Origin of the sequence: Chitinophaga pinensis DSM 2588 (genome assembly GCF_000024005.1) — a bacterium.
In the GTDB taxonomy this organism is placed as follows: domain Bacteria; phylum Bacteroidota; class Bacteroidia; order Chitinophagales; family Chitinophagaceae; genus Chitinophaga; species Chitinophaga pinensis.
Genome location: NC_013132.1, coordinates 4,465,684 through 4,478,228, shown reverse-complemented (window position 1 = coordinate 4,478,228; position 12,545 = coordinate 4,465,684). Strand labels below are relative to the sequence as shown.

The 12,545-nt window shown below is 46.7% G+C and carries 6 protein-coding genes; all 6 read right to left on the bottom strand.

The window, feature by feature from the left end; all coding sequences use genetic code 11:
* Nucleotides 1–534: 534 nt before the first annotated feature.
* The 6 genes from CPIN_RS17835 to CPIN_RS17810 all read right to left on the bottom strand — a co-directional run bounded on the left by CPIN_RS17835 (nt 535) and on the right by CPIN_RS17810 (nt 12,538).
* The gene (locus CPIN_RS17835; protein ID WP_012791227.1) at nt 535–1,278 is read right to left on the bottom strand and encodes a hypothetical protein; all 744 of its coding nucleotides are present in this window, start codon (nt 1,276–1,278) and stop codon (nt 535–537) included.
* Between the two features lie 698 nt (nt 1,279–1,976).
* Nucleotides 1,977–3,437 (bottom strand): glycoside hydrolase family 30 protein, encoded by a 1,461-nt coding sequence (locus tag CPIN_RS17830; RefSeq protein WP_012791226.1) that lies wholly within the window; start codon nt 3,435–3,437, stop codon nt 1,977–1,979.
* 108 nt (nt 3,438–3,545) lie between these two features.
* Nucleotides 3,546–5,024 carry a RagB/SusD family nutrient uptake outer membrane protein gene (locus CPIN_RS17825; RefSeq protein ID WP_012791225.1) on the bottom strand — a complete coding sequence of 493 codons (1,479 nt, stop codon included), beginning with the start codon at nt 5,022–5,024 and terminating at the stop codon, nt 3,546–3,548.
* Nucleotides 5,025–5,035: 11 nt separating this feature from the next.
* Nucleotides 5,036–7,996, bottom strand: a complete 2,961-nt coding sequence (locus CPIN_RS17820) for a SusC/RagA family TonB-linked outer membrane protein (RefSeq protein WP_012791224.1) — start codon at nt 7,994–7,996, stop codon at nt 5,036–5,038.
* A 414-nt stretch (nt 7,997–8,410) separates the two neighbouring features.
* Nucleotides 8,411–10,339, bottom strand: a complete 1,929-nt coding sequence (locus tag CPIN_RS17815) for a 7TM diverse intracellular signaling domain-containing protein (RefSeq protein WP_012791223.1) — start codon at nt 10,337–10,339, stop codon at nt 8,411–8,413.
* Entirely contained in the window at nt 10,340–12,538 is a 2,199-nt protein-coding gene (locus tag CPIN_RS17810) for a B12-binding domain-containing radical SAM protein (RefSeq protein ID WP_012791222.1), read from the bottom strand.
* Nucleotides 12,539–12,545: the final 7 nt, after the last annotated feature.

The following is a 12,545-nucleotide window of genomic DNA, read 5'->3' as shown; positions in this document are numbered from 1 at the left end:
GGACGGGCTAAGGTTCGTCTGGTCATCTGAAACCTCCGCTGAAAGCGCCTGTTGGTGGATTAATCGGGGGGTGGAAGGAAGTGAAATTCAAGTGATTGGTTTTGTGGAAGTTGTTGACTTGTTCTTCGTTGTATACCCTTATTATACCGTTATTACGTCCATATTTCTTCGTTCAGGAACGGACAGATAAGGGCATAATAACGGCGTAGTGACGGTATAATCGGCCATTCGGGCCCTGTGTAACGGAGAGATACTAATTGGGCTGATATTTGGCGGAGAATGGGGTGATCATTACAGGGGAATTGACCCTCCATCAGGGTGGTAATTTGGCTATAGGCGAATCATTTTTGTAATGGATACTTCGGAGATGTCCCGTAGATGCGTCGTATATACGCCGTGTATGAAGCATGTCTAAGCCATTTTTAGGGAAATAAGGGCATTCAGGACAACGACGACCATCCCGACCTGATCAGGCTCCATAAGTCACTATAAACCATTATTTTCTTATATTTTTTTTAAGGGGAAGACCTCAGTTTACTGTGCCTGCTCGGGTTTAATGGCCAGTTTTTCTCCAATTTTCAGCAGCAAATTATACATATTATTGTATGTCAGCGACTTATCTTTTCTGGCACATAAAGCAGATTCAAGGTACTGATAATAAGGCAGCGTACTGGGATTGCCGGCAAGTGCCTTGATAATCAGTCTTCTGTGGATGGAGGTATTACCTTCTCCATAAATGAAATAGTCCGCTTCTTTATCGGTAAGATCAGACAGGTGACAGTCTACCTGTTCAATGTTGGTATATTCATGGAAAAAAGGTCTTGCGCAAACTTCATAAAACTGGTGCAGGTAATTGATGAAGTGCATTTTCTCTTCATCCGTATTCACTGCCAGCATGTAGTTTTTCATATTCAGATGTGTATTCTCGTCAAGCATCTGACGCAGACAATTGCTCTGAATCGTGTGATGCATAAAGGACGAAACTTTTGTTATATCGCTAAGCACTTCTTCTACCTTATGAAAACTGATCTGCACCTGCGGCAGGGCAAATTCAACGAAAGCCTTGTACTGACCTTCCGTATGTGTAGTCTGATAGAGATGAATGATCTCATCCCTGTCTCTCCATTGTCTTTTGAAAATATAGCTGGTCGTAAACCCATCAGATGCGATCTCACAGCTAAATCCGTATTTATTAAATGTATTTTCCAACGAATCCTGTGCATGTAACTGCAAGGCGGAAAAACATGATACCATAGCAAGGACTAAAGGACTCTTCATAGGTACATAAGCTTATTACATCAACTATCGCGCATTACCTGCGCCATCCGGCCTGTTCGTAGACATTCAACTGAAACTAAACGTAACGTAAGCGTAAACACTGCCATAACTATCACCTGGTCCTATAACCGAAAATACTTGTGCCTGTACCCACACTAACATTAACACTAATACACTACGCACTACCACACTACGCACTCCTGCTTGCCCTCAAACGGACTCTTCATCCAACACCACACGCACTTCAGCCCCAGATAATAGACAGCGTCAACAAATATACGTAGTTTTCAATCACTTATATCTGCCTCCGCCAACAATCCCACAAAAGGACCACTTGACAACCCCTGCAGCCTCAGCTACTTACAGCTCCACCACACCAACACAACACCCCCATGCACAACACAACATCGTAAGCCCTAATACCTCAACCCTCCATTACCCAAACGAAACACGGGAATAAGCGAAGGCTTTCAGATGGTAAAGCGGACCTTAGCCCGTCCCCTGCAAACAGCTAAAGCCTAACCAAAGCCCCCCATCCCTGCCCCAATCCGATAGCCACATCCACAATACTCAACGGGCGTCAGTCCGCGCCACCATCTGAAACCGCAGCGTACCCCCGCGACCATTACCCCAAACTACAAAAACAACAACGGCCCCGGTAAACCCGAAGCCGCTGCCACATAAACAAAAACCAACTATTACTTCCAAACCAGCGTAACCACAGCGCCCGGTTTCAAACCATAGCTCACAATATCCCCCTCCTGTACAGAGAAAACCCGCTCATCTTTCGTCGTATTGATCACCACCATCACACGAGAACCATCCGCATTCAAAAATGCCACATTCTCAACACCTTTATCCGCCAACGCAGAAGAATAAACCCGCTTCGCCCCCGGACGCACAAATTTGCTAAAATGCGCGATCGCATAATACTCCACATTACGCGTCACACCGCCATCTTTAGAATTCACCGTCACCACACCACGACAAGTCATACAACCACGATTCTCCTTACCCGTACCCGGTTTATTCGTCGTCGGACCATTATGCTCGTCCAACGCCATATTCCACAACAACACATTCTTCGACCAGTTATTCATCGTACCAATAAACAACTGACGCACCATATACTGCAGGTTATCCGCAAACTCCGGAGACCAGCTACCACCAGAACATTCCGTGAAATATAACCCTTTCTCAGGATGCGCATCATGTACTTTAGACATCGCTCCCACGGCTCCTTCGTAACAATGGAAAGCAGCACCAGCAGTATACTTCGCCATCGCGCTGTCATCGAGAATAGAAATCGGATACTCCGGACTATTCCAGTTATGATCAAACAACATCACAGATACCTGCTTATGCAAGCCTTCTTTCTCCAGCAACGGTCCCAGGTGATCTTTGATAAAAGTCCCCTGCTCAGGCGCCGTCATTTTCATACTCGGATAAGACGCCTCATACTGCGGCTCATTCTGCATCGTCAACGCAGTAATCTTCACACCTGCCGCCGCAAAAGCCTGAATATATTTCACGAAGTAACGCGCATAAACAGCATACGCATCCGGACGCAAAGAACCACCTTCCAGTTTACCACTGGTCTTCATCCATCCCGGCGGACTCCACGGACTCCCCATGATATGAATATTGGGATTGATACCGCTGATCTGCTTTAACACCGGCGCAACATCCTTCTCATCATGCGCAATGGAAAAATGAGTCAAAGAATCATCCCGCTGCCCGGCCGGCATATCATCATAACTATACGGATCCGTAGAAAAATCAGACGCACCGATAGACATCCGGATATAGTTAATGCCAAGACCATTTTCTGCACCGAATAACTCCTCCAGCAAAGCCTGCCTTTTATCGGCAGACATATAATTTTGCATCACATAAGCGGAAGAACCCGTAACTGAAGCGCCGAAGCCTTCTATCTCCTGGAACTGACGCGTGGTATCCATCACAATATTGATAGCGGAAGTATCTTTCGTTTTACCTATTGCAGACTGTTTAACAAACAACTGCTGCTGATCGGGAGTTGTCAGATAAACGGCTACAGAATCATGCTGTCCGCCACCACCACTTTGCTGCTGCCCATTGTCACAGGCCGCCAGAAAGGCACCTATACAACAAGCGTACACCCATAATTTCTTGTTCATACGTCGATATTTTTCTTGTGAAGCTGATTTTTCGGGTAAAAAGAAGGCCCCGTCCCAGTTGAGACGAGACCTTATTTTTGTTCGTTAACGCTATCTTATATCCACAATTTAATAGCCAGGATTCTGTATCAGATTGGCGTTCTGGTCCATCTCACTCTGCGGAACAGGCCATAAGAGACTCTTCTCCGTCAGGTGATAACCCAGACTCACACCCTTGCCATCTGTCACCGCCTGCATTACAGGAATCGCACGATCTGTACGTACGAGGTCCTGCCAGCGGGTACCTTCGAAAGCAAGTTCCAGCCGACGCTCTTTCTCAATGGCCAGACGCATCGCTGCCTGATCTGTAATATTCAGTTGTTTCAGTTTCACACGTTCACGGATCTGTGTAACGATCGCATTTGCACCACCTACATCTCCCTGCTCGTTCAGCGCTTCTGCTTTCAGCAGTAATACATCTGCCAGACGATACATGATGATGTTCTGGCTGGCGTCAGTCTTACGCATTTTATAGAAGAACGGGAAACTATCCAACGGCAGACGGGCATCTCCCCATTTACCATTTACGTTTGCAAAAGTGATGGTTGACCTGAAACGCACGGTATCTTTTTCCTGCTGATAAGCACGGACAAGGTCATTACTCGGATTACAGAATTTCTTCCAGTCGGTACCCAGGAACATACTCGTGCCCCAGTTACCACCTGTATCCCAGCCGTCGAAGTTCAGTTCGAAGATGGATTCAGCGGAGTTTTCGTGTGCACCGTCCCACAGGTTGTCATACACAGGCAGCAGACTATACCCCAGCGCAATTACCTGGTTAGTGTAAGACTCTACTTCCGCCCAGTTAACCGGTTTCTTGGTAGCCGCTACTTTCGCCAGTAAGGTATACACCGCACCTTTGCTCACATATCCTTTATTTACACCGGATGTCGGTACTACTTCCGCTGCTGCTTTCAGGTCAGCATTGATTTGTGCATAAACACTGTCGGCACTTTTACGTGCAGGATACAGTAACGGATAGATCTGCTCCAGGTTATCAGCAGTGATAGTAGGCAGTTCCGTCAATACCAGCGGCACATCACCAAAGATCCTTACCAGGTCAAAATAAGCGCGTGCACGGATAAACTGTGCCTCACCGATGATCTGTGCTTTACGGCCGGAACTCAGTGCTGGATCGTTGACATTTGGTACGTTTGCGATCAAAGAGTTACATGCAGTGATCTGATTGTAGAGGTAACCCCAGTCACGGCTGGCCCAGGCATTCGTGGAAAGCAGACGGAATTCGTCGATCTCAAAACCGGCGGCGTTGTCTGCACCTGCGTAAGCATTGTCAGACTGTGCATCGCCTATATTGAAATAATCGAGTACATAGTATTCTGAAGAACCATTACGGAAATATCCGTAACAGCTGGCAAGTGCTGCCTCCGCAGTAGTCGCATCTTTGATATAAGAACCCGCAGTACCCTGCCCCTGGTTACCAACAGTAGTGTTGGATGGAGGCGTCAGATTCAGGTCTTTGTTACATGCGCCCAGCGTCAATGTCGCCAGTGCAGCAGATATGATGAAAAGACGATTCGTTTTTTTCATAACTCAAACGTTTAGAAGGACAGGTTTAAACCAAGGACATAAGTTCTTGCTACCGGATAAGTACCGTAGTCAATACCCAGTGTTACACCATTCGCAGGATCACCTGAGTAAGCATTCACTTCCGGATCAAAACCTTGGTATTTGGTAATAGTAAACAGGTTCTGTGCAGTAGCATATACCATCAGTCGGCTGATGTGCATAGCAGACAATGCACTCCTCGGCAGATTGTAAGAGAGTGTTGCACTCTTCATACGCAGGAAGGAACCATTTTCTACGAAACGGGAAGAAGTACGGGAGTTGGTGACATCACCGTTGGTAGCACGTGGGATGTCAGTTACCTGACCAGCTGCTGTCCAGCGGCGCAGTACTTCGGTAGACTGGTTCTTGCTGTCGTACATACCTTCTGTTTCCATACGGGAGGCGTTGAACACTTCATTACCCTGAGAACCCTGGAACAGGAATGAGAATGACCAGCTTTTATAAGACAGGTTATTGTTCAGACCATAAGTGAAAGTAGGCTGTGCATTACCGATCACAGTACGGTCGGTAGGCGTTACATTACCATCACCATTTACATCTTTATACACCATGTCTCCTGTCTTAGGATCAACCCCTTCTGCTACATATCCGTAGAAAGTACCCAGTGGCAGTCCTTTTCTCAGTGTGATGATAAAATCTCTGTTCTCTGGCGCAGCATAGTTATATACCTGTGTCAGTTGCAGATCAGTCAGACGGTTACGGTTGAAAGCGATATTGAAATCAGTGCTCCAACGCAGTCCGTCAACCTTATCAACGTTCACAGAAGAAACCAGGAACTCCAGACCTTTGTTCTCCAGTGCACCGGAGTTACGCGGCATATACTGGTATTCCGCTGAACGTGGGAATGGTACATTTAACAGCAGATCTTTTGTCTTTTTGATGTACGCATCAGCAGAGAAAGTCAGACGGGATTCAAAGAGACTCAGGTCGATACCAACGTTGGTCTGTGTAGTGGTTTCCCATTTCAGATCCGGGTTCGGCGCACCTGCAGGCAGGGTGATACCAGGACCTGACAGCGGACTTGTCGGCGTCTGACGAACGAAATTATTCAGACCCAGGGACGCATATGGACTCAGCCCTTCTACGTTACCGTTCTGTCCCCAGCCCGCTCTTAATTTCAGGTCATTAATCGCTTTCACGTCCTGCATAAACGGCTCGGAAGAAATACGCCAGCCGGCAGATACAGACGGGAAGTAACCCCATTTATGTTTTTTATCCAGTTTGGAAGAACCATCCGCACGGAAGTTAACCGTCAACAGATACCTGCTGTCATAGTTATACATCACACGCGCCAGGTAAGACATCAGGAACCACTGGGATTCTCTGGTATCGCCTGTGATCTGGTTAGCGGCGTTCAGCGTTTTTACAGTCGGATCAGCAGGGAAATCACGACCTGTCTGATTAGTTTCAGCGTAATTGTTCTTCTGAGAAGTCACACCTCCCAAAGCGGAGAGATTGTGTTTCTTCCAGCTTTTGTCATAGTTCAGGGTATTTTCCCAAAGCCAGGTCGTTGTATTATAACGCTGGGAGGTAGCATAACCATGGTCCAGACGGCCCGGAGTGGTCATGATATAATCCAGGTAATAGTCGTATTGGTGATTGGTATAGTCGATACCATAGTTGGTCCGGAACTTCAGATCTTTGGTGAAATTGATGTCCAGCGCGGCATTACCCAGTATACGGTTGTCTTTTGTACCTTGCGTCGGACCTTCAATAGCCGCCAGCGGGTTATCCCAACCGGATTTATATGGGTTCATGGTATAGCGCTGGTGACCGTCTGCATCTGTCTCATAGATACCGATGATCGGAGGCGCATTCAGTGCTCCCAGGATCGCTGCGTTACGACCTGCGTTTGCATTATCCTTTACATCTTTCAGATCCACATTGGAGTAGCTGATGTTAGTGGTCAGTTTCATCCATGGTTTCAGCTGATTGTCCAGGTTAGCACGGAAAACGCGGCGGTTATATTCCGCAGGTTTAACCATACCGTCATCTTTGGTATAAGCGCCGGAGATGAAATACTGAGATTTCTCACTACCACCGGAAGCTGATAACTGATAGTTCTGGTTACGACCCGTCTGGAATACTTCATCCAGCCAGTTGGTAGTCACCGTAGGCGTTACTACGTTGAAACCCATTTCCTTCATCAGGTCATTATATTGTGTAGGATCCAGTACGTCGATCTTCTTACCGATCTTAGATACACCATAATAAGTATTGAAGTTGATCACCGCATCACCGGAACGACCTCTCTTGGTGGTGATCAGTACCACGCCATTGGATGCTCTTGCACCATAGATAGCGGCGCTGGAAGCATCTTTCAGTACGGTAATAGTAGCGATATCATTGGTATTCAGATCCCTTGTATCGGTGGTTGGCACACCATCGATCACATATAAAGGTTCGTTACCCGCCTGTACGGAAGTCGCACCACGCACTCTTACTGAGAATGCGGAGCCCGGTTTACCGGAAGGCTGCGTTACCTGCACACCGGCAGCTTTACCCTGGAGGGCGGCAGCCGTCTGTGTAATCGGACGCTCAGCGATATCTTTGGTATTAACAGCGACTACGGCTGTAGTAACATCTTTCTTTTTCTGGGTACCGTAACCGATAACCACTACTTCGCTCAGATCTGTTTTGGTGTCAGACAGGGTAATGGTGACCTGGGTACGGCCCTCTAATGAAAAGTCCTGTGTTTCGTAGCCCACGTAAGACAGTTCCAGTATGGCGTTGGAAGGCGCCTGAATGGTAAAGTTACCATCTGGCTGGCTGGCCGTGCCTTTAGCTGTTCCTTTGATCTTGATGGAAACGCCGGGAAGAGAGTTGCCCTGCTTGTCCTGTATGTGTCCCTTTACTGTGACGTCCTGCTGTGCCATAGCAAAACTCCACAGTGCCAACAGCAATGCTGTCAGGAATATTCCCCTTTTTTTCATAATGTGCTTTGGTTTGTGGATAAGGATAACCCTTGTATCAGTTTTAGATGTTGAACTTAGATAAAAACAATAGCCGGAAATGAGTCACTCATTATATAGAGCGGGATAGTCGTTTCATAACCTCTCACATAACATGAATTTCCATTTCATAACGATGACCAGGCGTCCTTTCATTTGTATTGCCAGGTTTCATATTGTAAAGATAGGAGGAGTTTCACACATGACAATGGAAAATATTTATGCAAACAGCTGATTATTAAACCATTACATAAAATTTGATACGCTTCAATACCACAACTCTTTTACAGCGGGAAGTCTTGATAATGAAGCATTACAGGCATTTATAAAGGATATATTATATAAATAGCCTGATACGCTTCGTTACCTTTCAAAAAAATTGCATTTTATTTCATTTCAGACCTCTTCCCTTTCATCCAGCACAAGCAAACTCCAACCCTGACCATTCGCCTGTTTGAGTTCTTTCTTTCGCTCATCCATCATTTTGAGGATACGGGTCGCATACGACCAGCAGGTACTTTGCCTGATTTCCAGGATCTCTGAGAGTTTATGGGAGGAGATCTTCCCCTTGGTGGAGTAGATCAGGAAGGTGAGATAGAAGGCTTTATTGATCGGGATACGGATATTCTGGTAAATGGTGTATGCCGTGGCCGATTCTTCATAACTACATTTACTGCAGCGGCGACTAAATGGCTGATGTCCGGCATAATAGTGATCATTCCCACATTTACGGCAACGGAACTGCTCCGTCCATTTCAGATCGGCCAGGAAACGCAGACAGCTTTCCTTATCCGGATATATTTTGCTAAACTCTTCAAAATCAAGGGTAGTGGATAATGCCCTGGCCCTGGTGACCTTTTCGACATTCGTCTGCAACTGACGGTTATCCTGTTCCAGCAGGGCATTCATACGGGAAATCTCTTCCGCCTGTGCTTCCAGGAGCGCATTTGTCTTAATCAGCTCTTCATTCTGCGCCGCAATAACATCCCCCTGCTCCGACAACTGTTTCGTCCTCGCCTGTACCTGGGCCTCCAGTTCCTTGTTCTGATTATCCTTCAGACGCGCATTCTCCGTCATCTGTCTGATCATCTGACGGTGCGCCTTATCCCGTTTCTTTTTCAGGAGACGTACCTTATCTCCTACGGCGAACGAGAGGAAGAACATTTCCAGTATAAAACAGAAACTCAGGCTATAATAACTGACAATGCCGAAATTCAACCAGGTATACCCCAGCATAATAAAGAATTTCAGCATAAACCCGACAAACAGAAAGCTATACCCCAATACAAAGAAACGGGCCGGCCGGTATCCCCTCAGCCAGATATACATACCGGTATAAAAGGCAACCGCCAGGGGAATGAGTTCTATAAACTTATAATTGAACCAGTACGGATTGATCAGCAGGCAAGCCAGGAAATAGGCACAACGGGCGATGATCACGCCCATGATCAGCTTATTCAGGAAAGGCGCCCTCGCCTGTACATGCAGGAGGCTACGGGTAAATAAAAGGGCAAAAACGCTCATACTGAGTAACGGCCAGGCAAAAGCATACTGATTCCACGCCGGTGCATTCGGCCAAAGCCACTGATAAGCAATTCCATCCGTACACATTTCATACAATACCACGCTCAGGTTGTACAATACATAATAGAGGTATTGCCGCTGGCGCATGGCGATAAACATGATCAGGTTGTAAAAACTGAAAATGAATATCATCCCGTAGAAAATGCCAAAAGTGAGGTATTCACTGAGTGCATAAGACACAAAACGGTCTATAGAGCGGATCACAATGATCACGTCAGCCGTCTGGGCAGAAGTGATCCTGAAATAATAAACCGCTTCATCTCTCCGGTTATTATCCAGCGACAATTCAAAGTTCTTATGATGAAACCAGCGTTGTGCAAAGGGATACTTGTCCCCTATTCTCTCTTCCCTGTACACTCCGTTGGAGTCGGGCAACCAGGCAGTAATATCGTCAATAGTCTGGTCAAAGAATTCCAGCAGGTAATATTTATTGGCAGCCGGATTATGCCGGATCCTTACGCGGAACCAGACCGGAGAACCCAGATGCTGATTCTGTGGTGTACTGACGTTACTCGGTTTGAAACGTGCAGATACACTGTCGCTTATCACCTGGTCGATCGTTAGTTGGCCTTGCAGATCCTCCAGGTACTCAATCTCATTGTACGTGAAAATGTGTTCGCGTAACGTGTTGTCAATGTGCACCGCCTGTTGGGAGTAAGCAGCATGACTGAACATGCCTGCCATAATAATCAGCAGCAGGTATAGGGCCGTCAGTCGTACTCCCTTTTTGATACTATTCATTCACAATTTCAAAAGTCCGTATTTATACAGCGAATTTACGGGTTTATTGTCCCAGAAAAGCTCAAAATCCTCCAATCCGGCAGCATCATAGCTCTCCATCACCTCCTTGAGCGTATATGTTTTCTGCTGGCGGACAGACAGCTTTTCCAGCATATCGGCCAACCAGATCCCCTCTTCCTTATTAACGCTGATACTGGCTTTTTCCTTACGATTCTGGAAAGTAAGCGAGGTCACTTCCCAGGAACTTCCTTTTTTTGTTTTGGTGAGGGTCTGTACATCTGGTGTTTTTCCCAGCCAGACGATCTTACTCGTCGGTTTGGAAGGTGCATACTGGTCCTCCAGTAATGCCTTTTCTATATAATCAGGGGCAATTTTTGTCTTAGGAACCTTGAATTCAAACCATTTCTGCAAAGGATCATCCAGGCAGAGACCATGCATAAAGTTCAGCAGCGATTTCTTTAGTCCGTAGGCAAAAAGTTCGTGCTCCGCCCCCGTCTCGTCAATATGTACGATATCATTATTGGCGAAAGCACCGATCACTTCTGTTTCTTTCTTTACGCTGAATTTCTGCGGATCCTGTCCAACCGGACTATGCGCTGTCATGGTGAACTGATGCCAGAAAGCAGATTGCAGCACACCTATTTTAAACATCTGACGCACCATTTCCAGTGAGTCGACGGTTTCCTGGGCGGTCTGTGTCGGAAAACCATACATCAGGTAAGCATGTACCATGATACCGGCATCCGTAAAGTTGCGGTTGACCTGTGCCACCTGTGCTACTGTAATCCCTTTCTGAATTAATTCCAGCAGTCTGTCGGAAGCGACTTCCAATCCTCCGGAAACAGCGATACAACCCGAGGCTTTCAACAGCAGACAAAGATCCCTCGTAAAGCTCTTTTCAAAACGCACATTTGTCCACCAGCTCACATTCAGTTTACGCTTCAGGATCTCTAATGCCAATGCACGCATCAATGCCGGCGGAGCAGCTTCATCCACGAAGTGAAAACCATTCTGTCCGGTCTGTGCAATGATCTCTTCCATCCTGTCGCACAACAGCTGTGCTGCGATCGGCTCATATAAACGAATGTAATCCAGTGAGATATCACAGAAAGTACATTTACCCCAATAGCAGCCATGCGCCATGGTCAGTTTATTCCAACGGCCATCACTCCACATGCGATGCATGGGATTGACCACTTCTATAGCAGAGATATAACTATCAAGCAGGAAATCGCTGTAGTCAGGCGTACCGACCTGCGATTGTTTATAGTCAGAGCAGCTTTTATCATTCACATAAGTCACCTGATCCTCGACCATGGTGAAAGTACGTTTCAGTTCAGTCAGCTCTTTTTTGCCTTCGATATGGGCAACGAGATTCTCCAATGGCGCTTCCCCGTCATCCAATGCAATAAAGTCGTAAAACTCAAATACCCTTGGATCTGAAAGCGAGCGCAGCTCTGTATTGGCAAAGCCGCCGCCCATGGCAATCTTTACGTCCGGATAATTGGCTTTGATCCATTGTCCGCAGCGAAGCGAAGTATACAAATTTCCCGGGAACGGTACAGAGATGGCCACCAGTTTAGGCTGGACATGCGCCATATGCCGGGAAAGCAGGTTGATCAGCATACGATCGATAAAGGTATACTCCTGCTGTAGGGCAGTATACAGTTCATCAAAACTATTGGCAGAACGGGCCAGTTTCTCCGCATAACGGCTGAAACCAAAGTGCTCGTCCACACATTCCATGATCAGATCGGACAGATCCTCCAGGTACATAGTAGCCAGGTGTTTAGCTTTATCTTGAGTTCCCATGGAGCCAAAAGCCCAGTCCAGGTCCTCCAGCTGTGCAAAACGACCGGCTTCCGGCAGGAAGTCACGTTTGCAGATACGATGTGCAAGTGTTGGATTCTTTCCCTGCAGGAAAAGGATGACGTCGTCAATTGTTTCGATGTAATCTTCCTGCAAAGCAATTATGCGGGTGATATTTTCAGCTCGTTCAACGGACTGACCATTGATCTGGGCAAACAGCTCCTGCAGCCCCTGTTTACAGAACAGTGCCAGGGTTACCTCTATGCCGAAGTCGGACTGAAAAGAAGTAATACCCTTCGTATTTAAAAAGCCTTTCAGATAAGCTGTAGCCGGATAAGGCGTGTTCAGCTGCGTGAAAGGCGGTGTAATCAGGAAAACAGATGCACCCAAATCAATC

Bases quoted from the DNA above. Each gene is read 5' to 3' on its own strand.
- CPIN_RS17835 (WP_012791227.1), bottom strand. From the start codon at position 1,278: ATGAAGAGTCCTTTAGTCCTTGCTATGGTATCATGTTTTTCCGCCTTG.
- CPIN_RS17830 (WP_012791226.1), bottom strand. From the start codon at position 3,437: ATGAACAAGAAATTATGGGTGTACGCTTGTTGTATAGGTGCCTTTCTG.
- CPIN_RS17825 (WP_012791225.1), bottom strand. From the start codon at position 5,024: ATGAAAAAAACGAATCGTCTTTTCATCATATCTGCTGCACTGGCGACA.
- CPIN_RS17820 (WP_012791224.1), bottom strand. From the start codon at position 7,996: ATGAAAAAAAGGGGAATATTCCTGACAGCATTGCTGTTGGCACTGTGG.
- CPIN_RS17815 (WP_012791223.1), bottom strand. From the start codon at position 10,339: ATGAATAGTATCAAAAAGGGAGTACGACTGACGGCCCTATACCTGCTG.